This is a genomic window from Spirochaeta lutea, from assembly GCF_000758165.1.
Classification (GTDB): domain Bacteria; phylum Spirochaetota; class Spirochaetia; order DSM-27196; family Salinispiraceae; genus Spirochaeta_D; species Spirochaeta_D lutea.
This window is the reverse complement of record NZ_JNUP01000052.1, coordinates 22,856-48,553: the sequence shown is the minus strand read 5'-3', so window position 1 is coordinate 48,553 and position 25,698 is coordinate 22,856. Positions and strand designations below refer to the sequence as shown.

The window sequence follows — 25,698 nt, the reverse complement described above, 5'->3', positions numbered from 1 at the left end:
GCAAAAGGTTGTAACTTTTCACCCTGGCGACACTATCCCCGGGTTGGTCCCCGGAATAGGCCACTATACCTGGTGTAGTGTACAACCTTTTGCGCACTACTACATCATTTCAGTGATTGGCTTTGAGAGACTCCGCCCAGGGTCCGTACAAACCAGCGTTTTAAATGAACCATCCACAGATGACTACCGGATGCGCCGCATCTGGAGTGATCCCACCGCATAGCCCTGACGCTCCGCGCTGCCGCTCCATTCCAGGGTAAGGGTGAGGGGCCGGTCCGGGCTTGCTGAAATCTGCAGCCGGTCGTCCAGGGACACCTTGTTAAGATTGTCGGCTTGCACTGCTCCGTCCTCCTCGGCAATGAGAATACGCAGTGGGGCCTGGTTATGGGCGGGCAATTCAAACCGATACACACCGGGAGTGGAAATGCTTATCGGCCGAGTCACCGGCAGATCAGCAACAGGAAAATCGTAGCGGATCCCCTCCGCGATCCCATCCTCCGGCAATCCGAAAATATGATCCGCCCTAGGGGCGGTTCCCCGGTCTGCCGTACCCAGATTTGGGGAAGGGGCGGCGAGCAAGGGCAAAACAGCCAGGGCCGTTTTTTGGGAGATTCCCAGGCCCTGGGTTCCAAACACCTGAGCAGGGGCCGTTACTTCATTCTGCAAGGGCTCGGTGGTGAGACGTGCGGAGACCCCCAAGTTTTCCGAGGGTAGGACAAGGCGCACCAAGGTGCGTGAATCCTGCAGACCCAGCAGCCCGTCGGGTGAGGCAATCAAATCTTCAACGAGGGTTGCTCCGGGGAATTCGGCTAGGGACGCTCCGGCCATACTGTGCAGAACTACCACCCCGCTGTCCTCCCCGGCAGTAGAATCACCCTGAGAAAAACCCAGAACCAATCCGGGCCAGACCGTACTGCTCCGTGGTGAATACTCACGGGGGGTATTCTCCCGGGGTCGGGAAGCCGCTATATGGGCAAAGGCAACCACCTGCAACCCCGGCTCCGGGGCGATACTCTTCTGCCACAACACCTCGGCCCGGGGTGTCCGGTTGGTACTTCCTTGGGCCGGCCCGGTAGACGAATCTGCCCCGGTAGACGAATCTGCCCCGGTAGACGAATCTCCCCCGGTAGACGAATCTGCCCCTGGGGACGGCTCCGGGAGGGGGTGCAGCAGGTACATGGTCAGATCCTGATCCTTGCTAACCGCTGCAAGAATTCCCCTACCCTCCAGCTGCCAGAGAGCCTGGACGGGTCCGAGCTTCAGGGGAGACAATTTCACCGACTCCAACACACCATCGGCCGAATACCCCCGGGAGAGCGCCAGAATACGAATTCCATCCTCCCCCTCCAGGGAGAGAATCCGCTCATCCCACAGGGTCATCCGGCCGCCTCCCTCGGGAAGCCCCGGACTACGCAGCACCTCCCGGCCCCGGGCTGCGGATATTCCTACCAAGTCGGTGCCCTCCCGGATGTAGATAATCCCATCGAGCAGAATGAACCCGGAGAGACCGACCTCGGAACTTCCATAGGCCCAGAGGACCGAACCCGCTGAACTGTCTAGGGCCACGACACCGAATCCGGCAACACCGAGGTAGAGTGTCTTCCCCCGGGAAACCACTAATTCGGGAAATACCGGTCCATCAAGGACTGCTGTCCAGCGGAGGTTTAATCCGGCCCAAAACCGGTCCCCGCCGCCCTCGGCGAGGCCCTGGGCAAGCTCATCCCCAGATACCGCATACCCCCGTATCACCGGTCCGGATAACACCAAAAGTCCGGGCCCCGCGGGTACCGCGAAGGATAGGTCTTCAATCGGGGCGGCGGCTCCCGGAAATTCCAGACTGGATTCCGTCGTCAACACATCGGCAGGATCCAGAATTTCCGGTAAAACCGGCGGCGGGGGAAAGGAGAGGTACCGAGTTGCCTCGGATGATCCCGAATTTTGAGAGGATAGGGATATCCCGATGGGAGGGTAGTCGGTGTATACCAGGGGCTCAGGTTCGGGAATTCCACCTTCCTCGGATACCACTTCCCGGGGAGCCTCCTGGCTGGGATCGGAAACCTCGGGGGTATCACCCCGCTCTCCGCCACAGCCCGATAACCCCAGGGTCATTGCTACTAACACTATCCAGACCTGTTTCCCCACCGAAACCTCCTTCATCACATTCCATCTCCCGATTTCCGGGAACGAAGAGCCTTCCAGCTCCAAAAATCCTGGGCAAAGGCCTCGGGAGGCCAAGAACCCGCTTCCGCCCCCCAGGTAGCCAGATGCAAGCTCTCAAGAACCGCCGGAACGCTCCCGGGAGATTCCCAAATCATGGCGAGTGCCGTCACTGCCTGCTGGGGCGAAATGACATACCACCTGGCCTGCTCCAAAATCCAGTCGCTTACCCTCAATCGTGCAACAACCAGGGGATCTTCCGGCCGAGCGTCGGACAAAATCTGCCGGACCCCGGCGCGTATCCCCATGAGCAAGCGGTCCAGGAGGTTAATCTGGTCGCCCCCCTCGGTACGCTGAAGAAGCAGGGGCCCGAACTGTACCCACAGAGCAGCAAACCGCGGCTCAGTCATACCCCTAGCCTGAACACCTGCCCCGTCGGAGGATGCGGCCGGGTCCGTCGTTGGACCGGTCCTGAGACCCCCCGGAACCGTACCGCTTCCCGGGAATCCAGGGTTGGTCCCCCGAGACGGCTTCCCATCACCGGCCTCGTCGCCTCGGATGGTACCCCACCCGTCCCTTGCCGGGGGGGCATGGCTTGCTGTCTCGCCTTGGTCATCCGTCAAACCGGGTCCGCCGGGATGATCCGCGGCGTCCGGGTCCGCGGCATCCAGGTCTGCGGCGTCCAGGTGTGCAAATCCCTCAATCCCCAGCTCCCGAGATAGGTGCGCCGCCGCCTCCAAAGACAGGAATATACCGGTTTGTGCAGCCGTATTGGCAACCTCGGAGATGTACAGGGTCTCCTGACCGGGAAAACAAAGGTTATTAAATTTCAGCAAGAAGGATAACTGCTCTTCGGCACTACCGGCGAGATACCGTCCACCCTGTTCCGCCAGGTCCCTGAGCCAACGCAGGGTGGAAATCCGAGAATCCACCCCAGGACCGAGAACATCCTCCAATCCGGCTTCCCCAAGCACTTCCTCCATGTAGGTAGACCAGGTAAGGTACCCCTCCTCATCCGCAGCAAGCAGAAGCTGCCTCCGTCCAGGTTCCAGGATTATACCATCCCTGGATCGTAAAAACCCGGCAGGCTGCTCCTGGGCAGAAAGGGATAACAAGGTGTACCGGGTAAACAGTCCCGGAATAACACGCCAATGCAGCTGGGTTTCTGCACCGATCCTGCCCCCCCGGCGAACCAGACCGTTGTACTTATCCTGCTGGTCCCGCTTGAGCAGCTCCCAATCTCCCTCGGTAAGGGAAATCATGGGATTCCACGCATCCGACCAGCCGCCCCCCATGTCGAGCAGCCCCTGGGATAACCCGTGCCGCAAGGAAGCCTCAGCCTCCTGGGAGAGCAGATCCACAGTCTTTAGCATCCAATGGTACAGCCTCACAGCCTTCCAGGATGGATGCCATCGGAGGATTTTAGTATAGGGTGATTCCAATGCCTTAATGAGCGGTAATGCATAGTACCATTGGAGAATTCCACCCCGGGGATACCCCCACCGGGTTATAACCTGTCCCGCCTGTACCATGATATTCTGAAAGTCCCGGGAAGATAACGCCGGGACGGATTCCTGGGAAACACCATCACCCTCCGCCCCTTCTCTACCCGACCCACGGGAGGAACCGGCACTAAGAGCGAAACCCTCGGCAATGGCGAATCCAGCCTGGAGCAGCACATCTCCCGACTCCCCAAGGTGGTTAACCCAGGTTGCCGCCGCACGGAACAGGTTTTGGGCATCTTCATCACCCCCCGAGGGGAAAGCCCCTTCAATCCGGGGTGGAAACCCTTTGAGAGTACCCGGAATCCCTCCCGATTCACCTTCCCCCGCGCCAGCGGTATCCGACCGACTTGTCGGTTCAGTAGGGCTCTTCAAGGGCAGTTGAGCGTCGACTGCGGAGGCTACCCAATCCGGCAGCACATCCCTCCCGTACAGCCACTGCCAGAACCCAATCCGCGTTTCCTGACCGTCTCCCCCCCCGGGGGCAGTTCCCGGCTGAATTGACACCAGGCTCTTCAGGATGCCGTCTACCGCATGTTGGTAATCCTGGAGGGATGCCATGAACGCCGCTTTCTTGGTAAAAAACTCCTTGGGCTCCATAGCCCAAAAAACCAATAAGTCCTGGCTATGCTTCTGACGAAGCATGGCCAGACTGGACTGCCCGCTTCTGACCGGCCCCTCGGATGCCAGAATTTCCCGAGGAATCCACAATTCTGGTTGAACAGCCTGGCCGGAAAGAATCTGCGGGTGTAGCAACCACACCGCCACCAGGAGCCCCACCCCCCAGCGGATTGTCCGAATACCCGTGTATCCCGGTGATGTGATGTATTGTCGCAGGCTGAACATGGTATTACCTTCCAATCTTATGGTATAGTGCGGAAATGGGACAGGAATCCACCCCTCTGTTTAATCAAGATGTAAACCAGGCACAAGACGAACCACTGGCTTCCCGGATGCGTCCCCGTACCATCCATGAATACATAGGCCAGGATCATATCCTCGGCCCAGGACGTCTTCTGCGTCGGGCCATTCAGGCTGACCAACTAAGCAGTCTCATTTTCTCCGGACCGCCGGGAACCGGAAAAACGACCCTGGCCCGGGTCATAGCCAACACCACAAAGAGCCATTTCATATCCCTGAATGCCGTCCTGTCCGGGGTCAAGGAGGTGCGTCAGGCTATTGCCGATGCCCAGGAACGCCACAGCCTGTACAACCGAAAAACCATCCTCTTCGTCGACGAGGTGCACCGATGGAATAAGAGCCAGCAGGATGCCTTGCTGCCCTGGGTAGAAAACGGCACCGTAATACTAATCGGCGCCACCACAGAAAACCCGTTTTTTGAGGTAAACCGAGCCCTGGTTTCCCGGAGCAGGATATTCCAACTCAAGCCTCTGACACGCATCGATCTTCAAGCAATTGCCTGGCAGGCTATACAAGATCCCCACCGGGGATATGGAAACTATACCATAACTATCGATGAAACCGCTATGGATCATCTTGTAGACACTGCAGCCGGGGATGCCCGAAGCTTGCTGAACGCCCTGGAACTGGCAGTGGAAACCACCCCCGAGCGGTTTCCTCCCCCCAAGGATACCCCGATACACATAGATTTAGCTACCGCCGAGGAGAGTATTCAGGAACGGGCGGTACTCTATGACAAAGAAGGCGATTACCACTTTGACATTATTAGCGCCTTTATAAAGAGCATCCGTGGCTCCGATCCCGATGCAGCCCTGTTCTGGATGGCCAGAATGATCAAGGCCGGGGAGAGCCCCCGGTTCATCTTTCGGCGGATGCTCATAAGCGCCAGCGAAGACATTGGTCTTGCCGACCCCCAGGCGCTGCCCATAGTGGAGGCCGCAGCCAGTGCCTTTGAACGGGTCGGCATGCCCGAGGGTCAGTTCTTCCTTACCCAGGCAGCCCTCTACCTCTCCACGGCCCCCAAAAGCAACTCCGCCCTGGGGTATTTCGACGCCCTCACAGCCCAGGACGAACCCCGGGATTCCGAGGTTCCCAATCACCTCCGGGATTCCAGCAGGGATAAACACGGCTTCGGACACGGTCAGGGATACCAGTATCCCCATGCCTATGCAGAACATTGGACCGCCCAAGCCTATCTACCCAAGGGTTTCCAGGGACGAATTTTTTACCAACCGGGAAAACTGGGGTACGAGGCCTCCATCGCCGGCCAGGTACACCAGCGCCGAGAAATCCAGTTAAGTGAAGCCATCTGGGACAGCACCCCGGAGCACCTTACCTACACACCGGAAAACCCCCGCATCCAGGCATGGATTCGCCGGTCAGAACAGATTCATCCCGACCACCTCCTGGGGTTGCGGGACGCAGTTTTCGCCCAGCTCGAACCGCCCCGCCACCATCGGTTGCTGATTGACGGCAGCCAATCCCTGCTCTTCCTCTGGGAAGCACTCCGTCGCTGTCCCGAGGGTATGGTTTGGGCCCGCTTTGCCAGCCAAGACGCAACCCAACAGGCCCAGCAAGCCGCTCAATATCTCGATCTTCTCCAACAACCGGAGCTTTTCCAGGGTCTTCCAGGGGATTTTAATGCCATGCTCCGGTCCCGCTATCCGGATTTACACTTCGACGGAATTCTATCCCGGGGAGAGATAGGATTCCTGCTTACCAACCAGGGATATAGCCAGGGGGTACAACGCCTATCCCTGCTGAAGGAGATTCTTTCACCCCAGGGAAAAATCATTCTGGTAGAACTAATCCCCCGGGAGTCACAACGCCTCTCCGGTCTACTGCATCAAATTAACGCCCCTGAGGAGGCCATACACCGGGTAGAACAGGTGGAATCGATCCTCTATGCATCCGGGATGCCATCCCTGGGGTGGGACGGTGAAACCTTGAGTGCCCTTGCCCATGAAGCGGGTCTGCAGGTTGCAGCATCCGAGACCCTTACCATACCCGGAGACCGGCGGATCAACTCCCAGGATATCCTCGGCTGGTTTGGCAGCCCCGAGGGCCAGACCCCAGGCTATTCTCCCTTTTACGAGGCTGCATCCACGGTTCTTCCCAAGGAGGAGGTACACCGGCTCTCAACCCTATCCCAGAACCTCCAGGGTCGACGGGTTTCCTGGAAGCGTATTTATAGCCTGGTTGCCTTGACATTACCCGGGAAATAATATACATATTGCAACCTACGACGTGGTGGCTGTAGTTCAATGGTAGAGCCCCAGATTGTGGTTCTGGTTGTTGCGGGTTCGAGTCCCGTCAGCCACCCTTACACGCGTCCGTAGCTCAGCTGGATAGAGTGCCGGACTTCGAATCCGTGGGTCGCAGGTTCGAATCCTGCCGGGCGCGTTATTTTCCCCAGGTTGGTGGTATTCCCAACAGCGAAAGGGAAACTTTACAAAACAGACGGTAGCTGGTATATTCCCACCGTCATAGTGTACCAGGGCCGTTAGCTCAGCTGGTAGAGCAGCAGACTCTTAATCTGCGGGTCGAAGGTTCGATCCCTTCACGGCTCATAGGGTGATAAAATCGGTAAATCCGATTGACTCATCCGAACAAAATCTGTAGTATCTCGCAGTACCGTTGCGAGAGTGGTGGAATTGGTAGACACGCTAGATTTAGGATCTAGTGCCTAACGGTGTAAGGGTTCGAGTCCCTTCTCTCGCATTCCACCCTCAGTAAGGGTCGTGGGATGCAATGACTGCTTGTGCAGAGAACGCCGCAGTCAAAAGTTATGCGGGAGTAGCTCAGTGGTAGAGCTCCACCTTGCCAAGGTGGATGTCGCGAGTTCGAATCTCGTCTCCCGCTCTCTTTCACAAGCGATTCGGTGGAACCGGATCGCTTTTTTTATATTCATAACGCGTAAAACGAGTGGACAGGGCAACCGTGCAGCTGTCAGCCACCTTCGAAGGCCCTCCCTCACCAAAAAAACACGAGAAAAGGATAGTGAGGCATGATCAAAGAAAAGCATATCGAAGAGCTTGATAACTCAGCTGTTAAGCTCTCAGTAACCATTGAGCAGAAGGAAGCGAAAAACGCTTATACCGACCTGTTGAAGACCTACGCAAAAAAAGCTCAAATCAAGGGATTCCGTCCCGGCAAGGTACCCACCTCGATACTGGAAACCAAATTCGGTGAGAGTATGAAGATGGAGACCGCCCAGAATTTGATAGAAAAGGCTCTCGGCACCCTCTTCCAGGAGATTGACCAGCGCCCCCTGCACTACTCAACTCCCCAGCTCGAATCTGATTTGGCCTTCGATCCCGAGAAAGATTTCTCGTTCACCGTTGCATACGACGTATTCCCCAAGGTTGAGGTCAAAGAGTCCACGGGCTTCACCGTAGAAGAACCTCAGGTATCTGTGGGGAAAGAGGATATCCAACGCGAACTACAGTCCTTACAGGAGCAGAATGCCATTGTTGCCGAAAAAAATGACGTTCCCGCAGCCAAGGATCACATCGTAACGGTGAATTTTGTAGAATTAGATGAAACCGGCGCAGAAAAGGACGGCACCCAGCGGGAAGATTTCTCCTTCACCATCGGTTCAGGATACAACACCTACAAAATTGATGATGATGTCATCGGCATGAACGTCGGTGATGAGAAAACCATCACCAAGACATACCAGGAAGACGATGAGAACAAGGAACTAGCCGGAAAAACCGTCACCCTCAAGATAACCCTGACCAAGGTCAAGGTCCGGGATCTCCCCGAATTGGACGACGAACTTGCCCAGGATATCGATGACAAATTTGAAACCCTCGCCGATCTCAAAAAGGATATTGAAACACGCCTGAAAGAATCAGCCCAGGCCAAGGTACGCGAGACAAAGATCAATGCCCTGGTGGACGCCTTGGTAGAGAAAAATCCGGTTTCACTCCCCCAAAGCATGGTTCAGGCGGAACTGGATGCCCATTGGCAGAACTTCCTTCGACAGTTCGGCGGCAATGAAGGTCTGGTGCTCCAGGTACTTCAAGCTCAGGGATCCAGCAAAGAAACCCTCTATGATGAATGGAGGCCTGCAGCTGAAAAACGCCTGAAGGGCCAATTGATCGTCCAAAAACTCATTGAGGAACAGGAGATCGAAGCCACCGAAGATGAGGTCGCCCAGGAAATCACAAAGCAGGCTGAGGGTTCATCCATGAGCGAAGAAGAAACCCGGGAATACTTTGAAAAAAATAATCTCCTGGACTACCTCCGGCACGACATAAAAGAACGTAAACTGTTTGATAAGCTCTTGGAAAGCAACACCGTGAAGAAGGGCAAGAAGGTAAAATTTCTGGACTTGATGCAGCAGAATCAGTAAATTGAGTCCACGCACCCCGGAGCACGTTCTCCGGGGGCGGCGCAGAACAGGAGATGGCATCAGTTCCTTCCCAGAAGAGCTGAATGATTCGTAGTTTTGCGCGAGGCTGTTGTAGTTGGGATCCTGAGTTTTGGGATCTTGAGAAGCCTCCCACGAAAAACCATAAGGACGACTCATGAATGTACAAAACAGTAATCTGGTTCCCATAGTAGTTGAACAGACAGGATCAGGCGAACGCTCCTACGATATTTATTCCCGCCTCTTAAAAGATCGAATTATCTTTTTAGACGGCGAGATACATGATGTAAATGCGGACCTCATTGTTGCACAGCTTCTGTTCTGCGAGTCTGTTGATCCAGACAAGGATATTAGCCTGTATATAAATTCACCCGGCGGTTCAGTAACAGCCGGCCTGGCAATCTACGACACCATTCAGTATATACGCCCGGATGTTCAAACCATCTGTATGGGACAGGCTGCCAGTATGGGTGCAGTCCTCCTTGCCAGCGGTGCTCCGGGAAAACGCCTCGCCCTTCCCAGTTCCCGGGTACTCATTCATCAACCCTGGGGGGGCGCTCAAGGACAGGCTTCAGACATCGGCATCCAAGCGAAGGAAATCCTCCGCTTAAAGCAGATGCTCATTTCCATATTCTCCAAACACACCGGCAAACCTGAAGAGCAGATAACGCGGGATATGGAGCGGGATTATTTCCTTGGTGCTAAGGAGAGTGTAGAATACGGTATCGTTGACCGGGTTCTGGTTAGGGGAAGTGATGAATAAAAAAGGCGAACAACCACGGGTATGTTCTTTCTGTGGAAAGACAGCGGATCACGCACGAAAGCTTATTGCCGGACATGGGGTGTACATCTGCGATGAATGTGTTCGCGTCTGCAATACCATGCTCACTGAGGAACAAATCGTTTCCGGAGTGGAATTCATTGAATCTGTACCGAATCCCAAAGAAATAAAAGAATATCTTGATGAATATGTGGTAGGTCAGGAACAAGCCAAAAAGGTTCTCTCCGTGGCCGTGTACAATCATTACAAACGGATTATTCAAAAAAAGGATACCGAAGCCGTAGACGTTGAGCTGGAAAAATCCAACGTCCTTCTCCTGGGACCCACTGGTAGCGGAAAAACCCTCCTGGCCCGGGCCCTGGCTAAAAAGCTCCAGGTTCCCTTCGCTATCGCCGATGCCACGACCCTCACCGAAGCCGGATATGTGGGAGAGGACGTGGAGAATATTCTTCTCAAACTCCTGCACGCCTCAGGACACAATGTATCCGCAGCGGAAGTAGGGATCGTGTACATTGATGAGATCGACAAAATCGGCCGCAAGACTCAAAACGTCTCTATTACCCGGGATGTTTCAGGGGAGGGTGTACAACAGGCCCTGCTAAAGATCATTGAAGGAACCGTCGCATCGGTACCGCCCCAGGGGGGCCGGAAGCATCCCAACCAGGAGATGATCCGGATAAATACCCAGAACATCCTCTTCATCTGTGGGGGAGCCTTCGTGGGTATGGAAAAAATCATCGAGAACCGGGTTTCCAAACAACCCATGGGATTCGGCGCCCAGGTGCACGGCACCATACGGGATACCCAGGAACTGTTTAAACAGCTCCATCCCGAGGATCTGATCAAGTTCGGTCTCATCCCCGAATTTGTAGGGCGCCTGCCGATTCATGTAAACCTGAACGAACTGACAGAGGAAGATCTCACCCGGATCCTCGTCGAACCCCGCAACAGTATCATCAGGCAGTTTAAGGCTTCCCTCAAACTTGACAACGTCGAGTTAGATTTTACCGAGGATGCCATCCAGGCAATCGCCCAAAAGGCTATAGCCCAAAAAACCGGGGCACGGGGGCTGCGCGCCATCGTAGAGAACGTAATGATGGACATCATGTTCGATATTCCCTCCATTGAAGGAGAGAAAACCGTTGTTATCACCCGGAAGGTAATTGAAGGCGAGGAAGGTCCTGAAATTCAGATCGGTCAGAAAACGGCCTAGGGAATACCAACACCTCGAAAGCATGAGACGCGGCGTATGCGGTGGCCACAAAAGCCGCATACGCCGCTTTACTTTATAGGAATTTCAGTCATGGGATTATTTGATAAGAATGATAAAAAACCACTCCAGGAGCTTCCGTTCATTGCACTAAGGGATGCAGTAATCTTTCCTCATTCCACCGTACCCATTTACCTGACCAAGCCTACAGCGGTAGCTGCGGTAGAAGCAGCATTGACATCGGGACGGCGTTTATTCGTGGGGTACGTCAAGGATCAGGAAAGCAGCCCTTCAAAAGAAACAGTGTTTTCCACCGGGACGGTTTGTAGAATTGTTCAAATCATGAAACTGCCGAATAACACCAGCCGAGTACTTCTTGAGGGACTTGAACGTGCAGTATTCCATGATCTCAAACAGACCGCGGAACCCTTCACCGCCCTCTTCAATCCCCTGGATGAGGACACCTCAGTCTCCGATGAGATTGCCTTCCGGATGCGCGCCCTCCAGGAAGAATTCGAGGGATTTGCAAAACAGAGCAAACGACTTCCCAAGGAACTGGTTACCCAGGTTACCAAAGCAGAAACTCCCCATAAACTCATCAGCCTCTGCGGCGCTGCCATCTCCGCGCCCTTCGCAGAAAAGCTTGAACTGCTTCAGGAGACTGAAGCTCTCGCCAGACTGGAAAACGCAGCCATTCTGTTAGCAACAGAAAAAGAGGTCCTCGAGGTGAAAAAATCTATCACCGACCGGGTAAAAAAGAGGATGGAGCAGAATCAAAAGGAGTACTTTCTCAACGAACAGATTAAGGAAATGCATAAGGAGCTTGGGAAAGATGAGGATGATCCCTCGGGGGTTAAAGAGTTAGAGCAGCGCTTTCAATCTAAACCCTTTCCTGAAGAGGTCCAAACCCGGGCGGCTTCAGAGCTCAAACGGCTAGCACGGCTACAGAATTTCACCCCCGAGGCCGGAATTCTACGCACTTACCTGGATTGGCTGGCAGACCTTCCCTGGGTGGTTCCCCAAGACAGCAACTCTGATGATACCCAGACACCCGATGAAACCGCCCCCTCCTTGGAACAGGCTCAGACCATCCTGGAGGCTGAACACTACGGCCTTGAAGAACCAAAGGAACGGATACTTGACTATATAGCAGTACGGTCATTAAAGACCGATACAAAGGGTCCAATCCTCTGCTTTGTCGGCCCCCCGGGCACCGGTAAAACCAGCTTAGGACGGTCCGTGGCCCATGCTATGGGCAGGGCGTTTGTTCGCATCTCCTTGGGAGGGGTCAGGGATGAGGCGGAAATACGGGGGCACCGCCGCACCTATGTAGGCGCTCTACCGGGGAAAATTATCCAGGGAATGAAAAAGGCCGGAACGCCGAATCCCGTTTTTCTGCTGGATGAGATTGATAAAATCGGCATGGATCACCGAGGCGATCCTGCCTCTGCTCTGTTAGAGGTCCTCGATCCCGAACAAAATAATAGTTTTGTAGACCATTACCTGGAACTGCCCTTCGATCTATCCCAGGTTATCTTTATAACCACCGCTAACAGTCTGCATACCATCCCCTATGCCCTGAGGGATCGAATGGAGGTTATACAGATTCCTGGGTACACAGAAAACGAGAAACGATCCATTGCCAAGCGGTTTCTCATTCCCCGGCAGATTGAGCGTCATGGCCTGAACCCCGATGAGATTCAAATCAGCGATGAAGCAATCAAACTTACCGTGAGCCGATATACCATGGAGTCCGGGGTTCGAAATCTTGAGCGTGAACTCGCAAAAATTCTCCGGAAGACCGCCCGTGAAAAGGTCCAGAATACCCCGAAAGAAACCGAGAAGCCGTCCAAACCCTACCGGATAAACGTTGCTAACCTCCATACCTACCTTGGTAAACCAAGACGCACCGGTGACATTCTCATGACATCCCAGCTCCCGGGGCTCGCCAACGGCATGGCCTGGACTGAGGTGGGAGGAAAACTTCTGCCGGTGGAGACCGCGGTCTTCCCGGGCAAGGGAGAACTGGTTCTCACCGGTAGTCTGGGTGATGTTATGAAGGAAAGCGCCCGTATAGCCCTAACCCTCATCAAACAACGCCTTTCCAGTTTAGGCCTCCCCGAGGATAGCCTCCAGAAACAGGATCTGCACGTTCATGTTCCCGAGGGGGCAATTCCCAAGGACGGCCCCTCTGCAGGCATTACCCTGACTTGTGCAATGATATCCGCCCTCAGCCAGAAACCGCTGAAACAGGGAATCGCCATGACCGGAGAAATCACCCTCACCGGAAGGGTTCTACCCGTTGGGGGAATCAAGGAAAAGGTCCTGGCCGCCCACCGAAATCACCTTTCTGAGATTATTCTTCCGAAACAGAATGATAAGGATAGGGACGATCTGCCCCAGGAGGTACTGCGGCAGCTGAGTATCCACCTGGTGGAAACCCTGGACGAGGTGCTCTCCCTGGTGTTTCCCTGATTTTCCGGCCGGAGCGGACCTCAGCCCAGAAGCTGAGTCAGACGCGCCGTAAGCTCCTGACGAATCTTATGCAGGTCCCCCGGGGTGGAGAAACCCGCCGCTCGCTGGTGGCCGCCGCCGCCGAATTCTTGGGCAAGTTTTCCCACATCTAAAACACGCTTAGAGCGCAAACCGCCGGTAATGTTTCCGTCCTCATTCTCACGGAGTATCGCCACCGCCTCTACCCCGTCCACAGAGAGCATATGCTGGTAAAATCCATCGGAGTCTCGGTTCTGGCGACCGAACCGTGCCGTCTCCTCCGCCGTTTCAGTAACAATGATGGCCCGGGAATCCGCCACGAGGTCAGCTTTTTGCAGTAAAAAGCCCAAGTGTTTTTTACTCTCCAGGGTTTTTCCCCCGGTAATCCGCTGATACATATACTTCGGAGAGGCTCCCGCTGCTACCAAGCGGCTTACATACTCAAATGAAAGGGCCGAATCCTGGTCGATATGCCGAAAAAACCCGGTATCCGTGGCGAAGGCGAAGAAGATCAGCTCAGATTCTTCGGCATCAGGAGATTCTCCCAGATCCTCAATGACCTGCTGAATCAACAAACTGGTTGCCGGCGCAGTAGGATTTATAAACCGTATATCGCCGAAATCCTCCCCTGCCGTATGGTGATCAATCACTGCTACCGGCATATCTCGGAGTTGCCCGCCAATCCTTCCGATCCTGTCCAGGGTAGAACAATCAACCACCACTACCGCAGCATCCCGGTGTTCATTCCAGAGCTCCTCGGTGATTTCCGATTCAAAGTAATCCTTAAACTCTGCTATCTCACGGCGGTCAAAGGGTCCCTCGTTTATTGGAATCGCGGTTTTTCCTATTCTATGGAGAAAATGACACAGCGCCAGGGCGGAGCAAATGCAGTCTCCGTCTGGTTCAATATGGCCGATAACAAAAAACGAATCTCTGTCGCGGAGCAAATCAACAAGAGAAGAAGGAGTTGCAACATATTTCATGGTAATACCTTACTCAGAACGAAACATCCTGTACATCACACCGGGAATACCCTAGCCATCCTAGTGGCGAGTCAGCGGGTGTCCCCGAACCATTCGTCACCATTGACGGCACGCCACAACCATCGAGATGGTTCCGGGGTTTACAGCCTATTCGATAGATTCCTAACAACGGCGCATACCCTCGTTCAATCGGTACAGTAGTGTAGGGTGATTTTAACGCCGGTCTCAAGATTACAAACGGAGCCACCCCTCATTTGGCATGCTCCGTATTATGCCAATACCCCAGAGACTCTACCAGCTGTCGGTGGACAACCTGTGTGCCTATTACTGATTATAATGCAGAACTAGGGTCTCGGTAGCAAACTCCTCCTGGGCATTCACCCCGGAGGGGAAGGCAATCCAGGAAGGATCATTATAATCTGGATTTACAAACAACCGGAGATGAGAGAATTCCCCATCCTGCCAGTAAACATCCATGTAGGGAACGGACGGATTTAGGGACTCTATGAGCTCGGCCTTGCCTGCTGCGGAGGTGAACCAGTTGATAGGAAGATAGGTTACTGCTGATTTTCCCGCTGTGGTCAAGTACGTAACCCGATAGCCCTCGGTATGCGGAGCAATTTTTAGAATATAAAATGTCTTTGCGAAGTAACTGGATTCTGCACCAATTCCGGTTTCTTGGGCAGCGCCTAGGGCCGGGACCCCCAGCATAACAACGAGCAGTACAATGAAGACTGGTACCTTTTTACAATTTCCCACGACACTCCCTCCTTAGCTGTACTAAATTATAGTAATAAAAAACCCTGATTCGCAACCTTTATCATGGTTCCCGTACCACAACACTATAAATCAGCACCGGTTAATCTACCAGCCCTAAAAAAGCCATCAATGCAGCCTTTATGGTGTGTTTCCGGTTCTCTGCCTGATCCCAGACCCTACTCTGGGGCCCCTCAAAAACCTGTTCTTCTACCTCCTTGCCCTTAACCGCGGGAAGACAGTGGAGGAAGATGCTCTGTTGTTTTCCAGTCTTGGTCATCAAGTTCTGGGTAACCTGAAAGGGAGCAAGCAGCTGTTCCCTCAGCTCCTTTTCAGCCTCCTCCCCCATGGAAACCCATACGTCGGTATACACAACATCCGCCCCCTGGATTGCATCGATCTCCGAGGTGATTTCTTGGGTGGCTCCTGTGGCAACAGCCAAGGCGCGGGACCCCTCAACCCACTCCTCGGGGGGCATAAGTTCCTGGGGTGCTATACAGGTAAAATGAACCCCTAATTTCGCACAGATAATAAGTAAGGAATGAGCGACATTGTTTCTTCCATCCCCGACATAACAAACCTTAAGGCCTTCCAGTTTGCCGAACTCCTGCTGAATGGTGAGCATATCCGCCAAGGCTTGGGTCGGATGATAGAGATCGGTTAAGCCATTTATTACCGGGACCCCGCTAAATGATGCGAGGGTTTCGGCGGTACTCTGCTTGAATCCGCGGAAGGCTATGGCATCGAACATTCTGCCGAGAACCCTGGCGGTATCTTCAAGGCTCTCCTTCACCCCGAGGTGAATATCCTGGGGACTCAAAAATACCGGGTACCCCCCCTCTTCGCCGAATGCGGTCTCAAAGGCGCTACGGGTACGGGTTGAGAGTTTTTCGAACACAATGGCCAGGGTGTGGCCGGTAAAACGAGATGATCGGATCCCCTGTTTACGTTCATGAGAAACCCTCTGGGAGAGCTCCAGCAGGCCCCGAATCTCTTCAGCAGAAAAGTCGCGGAGGGTAAGCAAGGATCGTCCCTTCATTTTACTGACTATATTACTCATTTTTTGCATATATTTGCCCTCATTTATGTTTTTTTATACAGGCCAATGTCCTGTCACTATAAAAACTTTTGTAATATTACACAATTATAGACCTCTCAGATTGCGGTAGAAAACAACCTGGACTACATTTTTTTTTGCACCCTTGTAGTTTCTACTTAGTCCAATTAAAGGGTTTTGTGAGCACGGATCAGCACTATCATAGTAAGCAAACACTCCTAAACCATATTTTCTGTGTAGGTTCGACACGGTCGTGGATCGCATCGAACTTTTAGGTGAGTTTTTCAATTTTTTGAAGCAAAGTCACTTTTAGAGGCGGAAATAGGTATTGCGGCATCCGCATCCGGATGGGACGAGGTGTCGGTAACGATAACGATCATGGTTATTACAGGAGGATCAAATGAAAAAAGTAGACATAACCAGGGAGGTTTTACGCTTAAAACGGCGGGAAATCGCGGCGGATGGTGTGGTGCAGGCATGTCTACTTTTTGTGTACAGTACGATGCGAAGGTATTTCCCTGGCAATGATGATCTCTGGCACGACTACCTCTGCGACTGCCTTCCCAGGATAAAACGCGCCATCGACGGTTTTGAATACGACGGAAGGGAGTTCTTCCCCTACTTGCATCGCTGTATGCAATTCCATATGAGGGATTACCTAAAATCTCACCGTATCAAAGAACTACGGCGTTCCCAGTTAGCAGGGTATACCCAAACCATGGAAAACCCGGAAGATCTCTGCTGCGATGAGACCCCGGTTCAGCGCGATATTGAAGATCGAATCGACAGTAGTCTTCAGAGTTCCCATGAGCCGAAACCCCAGCAAGCGAAAGAGTTCTTTGAATTATCCCCGGATTCCCGGCGTATGACCCTGCTGATCCTAAGACTCAGCACCTGGTTGAACGACCCCACCATCGACAGATTTGCCGAGATTACCGGATTATCACCTGAGTGGCTCCACGAAAAGGTGGATCTCATCAGAGCCGAACTCGCTGAAGACCGTGCTCGCTATGCAAAACTCAGCGACCGCTCCAGCGAACTGCATTTTTTGCGGTATCAACTCCAATGCGAGGAATGCATCCATGCAAGCCTGGGGCTTTCGGAGGAGTATCGGAAGTATTCCAGGAAAGCCAGCATGGAGGTTGTTACCGGAAGACTGAGCAGGTTACAGCGCCGGATGGCCGGGGTTAGGCTCTTCCCCTCTAATAAGTTTCTGGCTACCGTCCTTGGGATCCCCAAGGGGTCGGTAGATTCGGGTATTTATTATCTCCGGCGTAACCCCGAACGCGTCCTCCCCCTGGTACGGAAGCTGTTCAACCGGGATCGGTTTACCGAATAAGTCCGGGTCCGGTGGACGGTGAGACTGGTTGCTAAGCCAACCCCACCGTCCCGGGAACTCCCATGGAATAGGAGCGGTGCAAACAACTCCTAATTGCATGCACCGTAAATTACCGGTACAGTAGAGGCATGCAATGTTTATTCGGCAGTTTCAATGATCATAAACATGGAGAGCTACAGCAGATCCTTCCCGGTTTAGCCATCGGACATCCCAAGGCCCTTGGAATGAAGGAAGATCAAGCCTTCGAGGAGACTGGAACGACCTTTTTTCAGAATGCTCTGGGTAAGGCTAAACACCTATGGGAGCTTCGAGAATCCCTGGGACTACCGGGGGTTCCGATTTTGGCAGACGATTCTGGCATCAATGTGAAAGCCTTAGGCGGGAAGCCGGGGATCTATTCAGCCAGGTTTGGTGGTGAAGAGGGTGTTTCCAGTGACACCCAGCGAAACCACTACCTGCTCTCGCTTCTAGTCGGAGTTCAAGACCGTGCGGCCCACTACACCTGTTGTATGGTTCTATACCAAGGTGAGGATAGATTTCTGGCAAGCCAGGAGACCTGGGAAGGCCGGATTGCCACTGAACTCTCGGCGGGAACGACGGGATTTGGCTATGATCCCCTCTTTTATCTGCCCGAACAGGGATGCACGGTAGCGGAAATTCCAGAAACCCTCAAAGCGCGAATATCCCACCGGGCAAAGGCGCTTCTTGCCCTCGAAGGTAATCTTAAAGCGCTACCTGAATTAGAAATACCCTCATAACTATTGATAAACCCCGGGGGCTCTATCGACGACGGCACCCCTCAGAAAGGATTTTTTTATGGCAAATACCATTCCGAACCGAAGCGAAATCAACCCAGCTGATACATGGGACCTGGGCTCCCTGTATACATCCGAATCCCAGTGGGAAGCCGACTTTAAGGCCTTCTCGGATAAGATTGCCCGGTATTCTACCCTAAAAGGCACCCTCGCCAAGGATCAGGATCATTTTAAGGCCTGTCTGGATTTTCATTTTTCCATGGAAGAGACCGCAGAGCGGCTCTCCTACTACGCCTTTCTAAAATACGCAGAGGATGCCGGGAGTAGCGAAAATCAAGCTCGACAGGCTCGAGTCATGCAGATCGGTGCTAAGGCGGAGGCCGAGGCAAGCTTCATTGCCCCGGAAATACAGGCGATTCCGGAAGCCACCCTACAACACTACATCAATCAGCCGCAAATGGAGGAATACCGGGTGTACCTGACAAAACTGTTGCGGTACAAACCCCATATTCTACCGGAATCCGAGGAACGGTTATTGGCCCTGCAGACGGAAGCGGCTCAGACCGCCCAAAAGGCCTTCGGTTCATTAACAGACGTGGATATGGATTTCGGCACCATCCAGACCCCAGAGGGTGAGATTGCCTTAAGTCAATCAAGCTTTGCCTTTCTCCTCCAGCATGAGGACCGGTCGGTACGGCAAAAAAGCTTCCAGCAGTTTTATTCGGTGTACCAAGCCCACGAAAACACCCTGGCAAACCTATACACCGGTAGTATCCACCAGGATATCTTCCGCTCTAAGGCGAGGAAATTTGAGTCCTCCCTGGCAGCTGCCCTGTTTCCCGACAACGTACCGGAAACGGTGTATCGAAATCTCATTGCTACGGTTCGAACAAATCTCCCCAAACTCCATGGCTACTATGCCCTTCGGAAAAAGATCCTCGGTCTTGAGGATCTCCACCTCTACGATACCAAGGTATCTCTCATTGAAAATGTAAGAGCTAAAACCAGTTTCAACGAGGCGGTGGACATCATTACCCAAGCGCTTTCTCCCCTGGGAGAGGAATACAGCACCACCCTCAGAAACGGGCTGCTGGGAGGCTGGGTTGACCGGTATGAGAACAAAGGGAAGCGTTCCGGGGCATTTTCAGCGGGAAGCTTTCACGGGAACCCCTACATACTTATGAATTACCAGGAAACGGTGCTCCGGGATGTGTTTACCCTTGCCCATGAAGGGGGACACTCCATGCACTCCTGGTATTCCTCGCGGAACAACCCCTTCCCCCACTATAACTACACCATTTTCGAGGCTGAGGTAGCATCAACCTTCAACGAGCAGCTTCTCTTCCATCATATGATGAACCAGACCAAGGACGCGAAGATGAAAGCCTATCTGCTGAATAAACAGATTGATGACATACTGGCCACCCTGTACCGGCAGACCATGTTCGCTGAGTTTGAACTATCAGCCCATGAGATGGCTGAAGCCGGCAACCCCGTTACCCTGGATACCCTCCGGTCGACCTACATGCAGCTCCTCAAGGACTATTTCGGGCCGGAGGTCGTTTTGGAGGAGTATTCAGACCTGGAGGGATTGCGAATACCCCACTTTTACCGGGCATTCTATGTGTATAAGTATGCCACAGGAGTCTCGGCTGCCATCACCCTGTCCCAACGGGTTATGCACGGTGGAAAAACAGAACGGGAGGAGTACTTCAGTTTCCTGAAATCCGGCGGATCACAATTCCCCATCGACAGCCTGGCCGTTGCCGGTGTGGATATGAGTAAACCCCACCCCATTCAGAAGGCTCTGGATCTCTTTAGCAGCTATGTGGACCAACTGGAACAGCTCTTGGGAGAAATGAAGGTTTCCTAGAGCCAATTACAAACCCGTGGGTAATTGGCATGCGCACTAAAAAGGACAAGGCAACGCGTTTCATTGAAATGCGTTGCTTTTGCTTTCCGGGGCATGGTTCATCCAAAACGGTGTTTTCAATGAACCTCCATTGCATTCCAGTGTTGACAATCTGCGCGGTTTTCCGTACTATCGCCACTGTACCGCAAATGCGGCGGTGGTGAAATTGGTAGACACGCCAGCTTGAGGGGCTGGTGGCCGCAAGGCCGTGAAGGTTCAAGTCCTTTCCGCCGCATACACGAGGCTCCATGGCAACGCCATGGAGCTTTTTTTTTGACTGGGAGGCCGTCGGCACCTCGGTTTCGCTGATGAATGATGTTCAGCCAGCCCGGATAGGTACGATCCGCTCCGGGGCTACCCTGGTCCCTACCGCCCAGGGTACGGTTCGCACGTGTGCAAGGCTTGCATCCTCCCCAGGATGTTGCGGTGCGGTTCTGGAACCAATTCAGGGACAGTGTCGCCGGCAGAAAACGATGCAGCCTTTGGCGCTCCAAGCCAGGGTTCTAAAAGATGCCGGGGATTGCTGCTCCGCAGAAGGCGCAGCACCCCTTGTCCAGATGGAGTTCCCGGAGATGGAACACGGTCCGGCGGATGAGGACCCTGCCGCAGTCCGGACACGATGTAACCGCCTGGTTATCTGACGCAGTAAAATCACCATACACATAGGGAACCCGGCCCTGGGCCTGGAAGGTCTTGAGGAGCTCCTGGTAGGAACCGTAATCATTCGTACGGGTTACCCGGCTGCGGTACCGGGGAACAAAGTGCGTCAGATGCCACACCGGGGCGCCGGCTTCTCCGAGAAAGTCATAGAGGGATTCCAGTACACCGGGAGTAACCCAGTCCGGAATAACCAGGGTGGTTACCTCTAAGAAGGGGCCGGCTTCCCCGGCCTTGAGGATATCCTTGATTCGATCCCGCACCGGACCGTCATCTGCCTGACAGAGCTGCCGGTACACCCGGGAGTCCCCCTTCAGGTCGATGTTTATGGCATCCATCACCGGGGCTATCCGTTCCAGGGCCTGGGTAGTAAAGGCCCCGTTGGTCACCATGAGGGTGTGCAGCCCCGCGTCCTTTGCTAGGGATGCGCAGTCGATCATGAAATCCTGCCAGACCGTCGGTTCGCTGTAGGTAAAGGCAAGACTTTTGCAGGGGGATGCCAGTGCCCGGCTGACGACCCCCTGGGGTGTATACTGTTCCAGGGCGCGGAAGGCCTGGTCGGTTATAAACGGTTTTTGGGATATACGGTAGTTTTGGCAGAATTCGCAGCGAAAGTTACAGCCCAGCTGAGCGATGGAGAAGGCCTGGGTACCCGGCAGGACGTGGTAGAAGGGCTTTTTTTCTATGGGGTCCAGGGCCGGGGGCAGGATCGAGCCGTAGCCCCGGGTTTGCAGCGCTCCATGGTCGTTATACCGGATGCCGCAGTATCCCGTTTCTCCTGGGGGGATTCGACAGCGCCTCCAACAAAAATCGCACTGCAGTACCTGGCTCATGGTCGAATCACCCGGCCTTCAAATATGCGGAAACTCACCCCGCCTTCACGGAACCGCCGGGGCGGCAGACCCGCTTTGCGACAGAGCTGCTCCAGGGTTTCTTCCAGGCTCCAGCCCTGTTCGCTTGCTACCTGGGGTAGAAAAAGGGCCCTGCGGCCATCGGCGGCCAAGATAATCCCGTGCCGCCCGGGCTGTATCTGCTCCCAGGATGAGATCGCCCGGGGTTCGGAGAGGATGGTTATTTCAAGACTGATCTTCGGCAGCTCATCGGGGGATACCGGAGGAAACCGCGGATCCCTGAAGGCAGCGTCTATGGCGATGTCCCCCAGGGTGTCCTTCAGGGGCAGGGATGATTCTATCCTGCCGATACAGCCCCGGAGATTTCCGGGACCGACCCGCCCTCCCCGAAGGGTGACAAAGGCCCCTGCCTTCTCCTGAAGGATCGGATTGTTAGCCAGGGGCTGAAACGCGGGGTCGCTGAGGAGCTGCCCGGCCCCCGTGCCCCCGGTCCGGGCATAATTCTGAATCACCTGCTCAAGCCATGTGACGATAAGAGCAGTATTGTGGGAAGAAGCATTCGAATCCACCTAAACCTCCTTTCCAGTCCTCCCGTTTTTCACCGACCAAAAGGACAGCGGCTACTGTAGACCCAGACTGATACCCCGGTATGCCACAAAATCGGCGTCATCCCCGGAGATGCCCGTGATTCCCAGGGAGGTGTAGGAGGATTCTTGACGGCCCACGACCCGGCCGTTCCAGATTTCCCGAAGCACGGACACCATAACCAGAGAAGGAACCAGGCCGCAGATCGTAGCCTTTCGGTCTGTCCAGGAATGGAAGGCTCCCGTAGCGTCCAGGGAACTCAGCTTCTGGGCAATGCGGTGGTCGGAAACGAAACTTTCATGGAGTACCCCCGATGGGTCAGACTGCACCGCTCCTGCCGGAGTGTAGGAGAACCGCGGCCCATAGTGGGTAAAGTCCGAACTAACCAACCAGAGCACCTTTTCCGGCTCGCAGTACCGGCTGACCCCAGCGATTAGGGCTTCCCGGGCGTGGGTGAGCCAGGGGCTTGGGTCATCCGGATAGTGATCGGTAATCTCATGAATGCTGGGAAGGATAAATCCAGCCAGGGGTTGATCAATCCCCAGATGGGCTGCAATTCCCGGCAATAGCAATTCCAAGGCGTGTTCAGCCCCGGCTATCTGATGATCCGCCCGGACGGTAATGTGTCCGGTATGATGAGATTCCACCGGAATTCCCTGGAGGATCCCCAGGGGGGTGGAGTAACCGCCGAATGGGGTGGTGATAATGGTATCTGCAGGCAGGGGCACCCGGTGGCTTGGGGCAAGGATGACCACCAAGCCCGGCTTCCAATGGATACGGCGGAGCACACTGAGTTGTCCGAGTGCGGAGAATTGCAATCCGGCATGGGGGAGAATGCCGCCCACCACCGGCCCCCGGACCCTGACCGGCGGAATAGGTACCGAAGGTTCGGGGGTCATTTCATCCCCAGGTGGTTTCCCCAATGGCTCACTGCCCTTCACTACCCCGGCGCTGTGGTTTGCACGGCCCTTCGGGTTGCCTTCCGGTTTGTCCTTCGGTTTGCCTTCCGATTTGCCTTCCGGCTCCTGGGGTAAATCCAGAAAAAAGTCATCGGGGAGATGCTTCAGTTGCTGCCATCTCATGCTAAGATGGTCTTCCGGGCAGGGGCCGATCTGCTCTTGGAGCAGCCTGGGTGAATGGGGATACCAGCTACCGGCGTAATGAGCCGGTTTTATGGGATTACTGTGGCTCATAGATACAGTATGCACCCGTTTATTAAATATGGCAAAAACAATAAACTTCTCCCTATAATGGGATACACGGTAATTGATATACCGAAAGATTCAGGAGCCGGGGGCCTCTCCTTACAGACACGGAGGCTTCCCTCCCAGTCCGCCGGAGGATGAGCTGAATGATCGAATCTCATAGGTTCAATATGCGGTGAGATATGATGCGGCCGGGCTCCTGCCGAATGAAATTACCCTAGGAGGTCTTCATGGAACAACCATCAGCTAAGGGCCTGATTCGAGAGTCCTTCGAAATCTCGTCTCCCCTCTTTGCTGCCAGCGCCGGGTTATTTGTCGTTGCAAATACCTTCGGTCTGATTGTGGATATTACCTCAAGTCCACTCTCTATGATCATCGCGACGAGTCTCGGTCTGGCAGGGATGGTGGTTACGGTAATTCTTACCCTTCGTGGCCGTATAAGCCGCAACTTCGGGTTGGGGAGTCTCCTGTATATCAGCGCGGTGGTGTGGATGGCTCAGACCTTTTTTCTCCCGGAGTCGGCGGGCAAGGTGGATCTCCACTACTACGCGGCGTTGGTCTTGGTTACGGCCTTTGTTTCTGCCGCGGGGGTTCTGGTCGCCCGGGCCGCCTCGGTTATCATGGGGTTAGCGGTGAGCTTCTTCATGATCTATTTCGCCGTAGTGGTTGAGGTTGAACAGGCCATGGATTCCCTGCCCTATTTCATCGTGGCGATTCTCGGACTTACCTTCATGCTCTACTACTACCGGATGCAATTAGAACGCCTGGTATTGGATCTGCACAATACACGGGATACTATGAAGGCCCAGCGAGATGAAATGGCAACCCTCAAGGACCAGGCCGAAAGCGCTCTGGAAAATCTCCGCCAGGCCCAGAAGAAGATCATTGTCCAGGAAAAAATGGCAAGCCTCGGGGCTCTCACCGCCGGCATTGCCCATGAAATTAAGAACCCCCTAAATTTTGTGACCAATTTCAGCGAGTCCTCGGTTGAACTGGTGGAGGAGCTCCGGCAACACCTCACCACCATCCTGCCCACCCTGGATGAGGATACCCGGGAAGATATGACCTACCTCATGGATGAGCTGGTACAGAATATGCACGACATCAACGAACACGGAAAACGTGGAGACCGGATTGTAAAAAACATGCTCATGCATAGCCGGGGCGGATCGAATATCCACTCCCTGGAAGATGTGAACACCGTCGCCGAGGAATGCGTACAACTCTCCTACCACGGACTACGCGCCCAGGACTCGGAGTTCAAATGCACCATATCCCTGGACCTGGACGAATCAGCGGGCCAGGCCGAAATGGTCCGGCCGGATTTCTCCAGGGTCCTTCTGAATCTCATGAACAACGGATTCTACGCTACCAACGAGAGGAGGCTGGCGAATAACGACGCCTCGTATGAGCCGACACTCCATATCGCAACCCGGGGGGTCGGCGATCAGGTTCAGATCATCGTCCGGGACAACGGAACCGGTATTCCCCAGGAAGCCCTAGAGAATATCTTCACCCCGTTTTACACCACTAAACCCACGGGAAAGGGCACGGGTTTGGGGCTCTCAATCAGTTTTGAGATCATCCGGGATGAGCACGGCGGTACCATTGATGTGGAATCAGCCCAGGGAAGCTATACCCAGTTTACTGTTTCCATACCGAGGAAACGGCCCAGCTAGGAACCCGGCGCCTCATGTCCTGGGGCCTGTAGACCCAGCGATGACGCAGTGTCTTGGTTATTTTTTTGATCGGGAGGATTCGAATGCGTATACTTGTAGTTGATGACGAGCCTGCCATTGCGCGGCTTTTTTCCCAGCGGTTTCGCCGGGAGATACGGGACGGATTATTAGAGTTTGTCTACGCGGGATCGGGGGAAGAAGCAGTAGGACTTTTTGATGCTTCAAAAGCGGATATAGTCATGATACTATCCGATATAAATATGCCGGGTATGAGCGGGCTTGAGCTGTTAGAGAATATTCGTAAAACAGACGATAAAACACCCATTTATATGATTTCGGCCTATGAGAACGACCAGTATTCCAGACTGTCCCAGGAAAAGGGAGCGAACGGTTTCATTCCCAAGCCCTTGGATTTTACTGAGCTTCGGGATTTGTTCAATCTAGACGATAAATCCAGGTAGGGGGTTCCCGGGGCAT

Annotated in this window: 18 protein-coding genes and 6 tRNA genes; 16 read left to right on the top strand and 8 right to left on the bottom strand. The window is 54.1% G+C overall.

Features of this window, described 5'->3' with window-relative positions; genetic code table 11:
- Positions 1-183: 183 nt before the first annotated feature.
- Both DC28_RS06830 and DC28_RS06825 read right to left on the bottom strand, forming a co-directional pair.
- On the bottom strand, positions 184-2,160 hold the full coding sequence (locus DC28_RS06830) for a hypothetical protein (protein ID WP_156104608.1): 1,977 nt from the start codon (positions 2,158-2,160) through the stop codon (positions 184-186).
- Positions 2,157-4,505 carry a hypothetical protein gene (locus DC28_RS06825; RefSeq protein ID WP_037547174.1) on the bottom strand — a complete coding sequence of 783 codons (2,349 nt, stop codon included), beginning with the start codon at positions 4,503-4,505 and terminating at the stop codon, positions 2,157-2,159. The genes DC28_RS06830 and DC28_RS06825 overlap by 4 nt, the downstream gene beginning before the upstream one ends.
- A 35-nt stretch (positions 4,506-4,540) precedes the next feature.
- Between DC28_RS06825 and DC28_RS06820 the strand changes: the two genes are divergently transcribed.
- The 10 genes from DC28_RS06820 (at position 4,541) to lon (ending at position 13,424) form a co-directional block, all read left to right on the top strand.
- Positions 4,541-6,805: an AAA family ATPase gene (locus DC28_RS06820; protein ID WP_052078572.1), complete on the top strand. Its 2,265-nt coding sequence runs from the start codon at positions 4,541-4,543 to the stop codon at positions 6,803-6,805.
- 25 nt (positions 6,806-6,830) lie between these two features.
- Positions 6,831-6,902: transfer RNA gene (locus DC28_RS06815), tRNA-His, on the top strand.
- Between the two features lie 7 nt (positions 6,903-6,909).
- A tRNA-Arg gene (locus tag DC28_RS06810) sits at positions 6,910-6,983 on the top strand.
- A 94-nt stretch (positions 6,984-7,077) separates the two neighbouring features.
- Positions 7,078-7,150 (top strand) — tRNA-Lys (locus DC28_RS06805).
- Between the two features lie 69 nt (positions 7,151-7,219).
- Positions 7,220-7,301 (top strand) — tRNA-Leu (locus DC28_RS06800).
- Positions 7,302-7,370: 69 nt separating this feature from the next.
- Positions 7,371-7,442, top strand: a tRNA-Gly gene (locus DC28_RS06795).
- Positions 7,443-7,587: 145 nt separating this feature from the next.
- On the top strand, positions 7,588-8,940 hold the full coding sequence (tig, locus tag DC28_RS06790) for a trigger factor (RefSeq protein WP_037547172.1): 1,353 nt from the start codon (positions 7,588-7,590) through the stop codon (positions 8,938-8,940).
- Between the two features lie 175 nt (positions 8,941-9,115).
- Positions 9,116-9,721, top strand: coding sequence for an ATP-dependent Clp endopeptidase proteolytic subunit ClpP (gene clpP / locus DC28_RS06785; protein WP_037547170.1), 606 nt, complete (start codon positions 9,116-9,118; stop codon positions 9,719-9,721).
- Positions 9,714-10,952, top strand: coding sequence for an ATP-dependent protease ATP-binding subunit ClpX (gene clpX, locus DC28_RS06780; protein ID WP_037547168.1), 1,239 nt, complete (start codon positions 9,714-9,716; stop codon positions 10,950-10,952). Before clpP ends, clpX begins: the two co-directional genes overlap by 8 nt.
- A gap of 90 nt (positions 10,953-11,042) precedes the next feature.
- Complete coding sequence (gene lon / locus DC28_RS06775) at positions 11,043-13,424, top strand: endopeptidase La (RefSeq protein WP_037547166.1); 2,382 nt, start codon at positions 11,043-11,045, stop codon at positions 13,422-13,424.
- Between the two features lie 20 nt (positions 13,425-13,444).
- On the opposite strand, the gene DC28_RS06770 is transcribed toward lon, so the two are convergent.
- The 3 genes from DC28_RS06770 to argF form a co-directional block, all read right to left on the bottom strand.
- Complete coding sequence (locus tag DC28_RS06770) at positions 13,445-14,425, bottom strand: DHH family phosphoesterase (protein ID WP_037547164.1); 981 nt, start codon at positions 14,423-14,425, stop codon at positions 13,445-13,447.
- Between the two features lie 324 nt (positions 14,426-14,749).
- Complete coding sequence (locus DC28_RS15415) at positions 14,750-15,184, bottom strand: hypothetical protein (protein ID WP_052078571.1); 435 nt, start codon at positions 15,182-15,184, stop codon at positions 14,750-14,752.
- Between the two features lie 100 nt (positions 15,185-15,284).
- Positions 15,285-16,220 (bottom strand): ornithine carbamoyltransferase, encoded by a 936-nt coding sequence (gene argF, locus DC28_RS06760; protein ID WP_037547239.1) that lies wholly within the window; start codon positions 16,218-16,220, stop codon positions 15,285-15,287.
- A gap of 418 nt (positions 16,221-16,638) precedes the next feature.
- Between argF and DC28_RS06755 the strand changes: the two genes are divergently transcribed.
- From DC28_RS06755 to DC28_RS06740, 4 genes are all read left to right on the top strand, one after another.
- Entirely contained in the window at positions 16,639-17,577 is a 939-nt protein-coding gene (locus tag DC28_RS06755; RefSeq protein WP_037547162.1) for a hypothetical protein, read from the top strand.
- Between the two features lie 128 nt (positions 17,578-17,705).
- Positions 17,706-18,335: a non-canonical purine NTP pyrophosphatase gene (locus DC28_RS06750; protein ID WP_037547161.1), complete on the top strand. Its 630-nt coding sequence runs from the start codon at positions 17,706-17,708 to the stop codon at positions 18,333-18,335.
- 58 nt (positions 18,336-18,393) lie between these two features.
- Entirely contained in the window at positions 18,394-20,205 is a 1,812-nt protein-coding gene (gene pepF / locus DC28_RS06745) for an oligoendopeptidase F (RefSeq protein WP_037547159.1), read from the top strand.
- A gap of 190 nt (positions 20,206-20,395) precedes the next feature.
- Positions 20,396-20,479: transfer RNA gene (locus tag DC28_RS06740), tRNA-Leu, on the top strand.
- 268 nt (positions 20,480-20,747) lie between these two features.
- On the opposite strand, the gene DC28_RS06735 is transcribed toward DC28_RS06740, so the two are convergent.
- Genes DC28_RS06735 through amrB form a run of 3 tightly spaced genes read right to left on the bottom strand, consistent with a single transcriptional unit; the run spans position 20,748 to position 23,530 of the window.
- A complete protein-coding gene (locus DC28_RS06735; RefSeq protein WP_037547157.1) occupies positions 20,748-21,734 on the bottom strand; it encodes a radical SAM protein in 987 nt (328 codons plus the stop codon).
- A complete protein-coding gene (gene amrA, locus DC28_RS06730; protein WP_052078570.1) occupies positions 21,731-22,321 on the bottom strand; it encodes an AmmeMemoRadiSam system protein A in 591 nt (196 codons plus the stop codon). Before amrA ends, DC28_RS06735 begins: the two co-directional genes overlap by 4 nt.
- 51 nt (positions 22,322-22,372) lie before the next feature.
- Positions 22,373-23,530 carry an AmmeMemoRadiSam system protein B gene (amrB, locus tag DC28_RS06725; protein WP_037547155.1) on the bottom strand — a complete coding sequence of 386 codons (1,158 nt, stop codon included), beginning with the start codon at positions 23,528-23,530 and terminating at the stop codon, positions 22,373-22,375.
- Between the two features lie 242 nt (positions 23,531-23,772).
- Between amrB and DC28_RS15410 the strand changes: the two genes are divergently transcribed.
- Complete coding sequence (locus DC28_RS15410; protein WP_052078569.1) at positions 23,773-25,221, top strand: ATP-binding protein; 1,449 nt, start codon at positions 23,773-23,775, stop codon at positions 25,219-25,221.
- Positions 25,222-25,304: 83 nt separating this feature from the next.
- Positions 25,305-25,682, top strand: a complete 378-nt coding sequence (locus DC28_RS06715) for a response regulator transcription factor (RefSeq protein WP_037547153.1) — start codon at positions 25,305-25,307, stop codon at positions 25,680-25,682.
- The last annotated feature ends 16 nt before the right edge of the window (positions 25,683-25,698 follow it).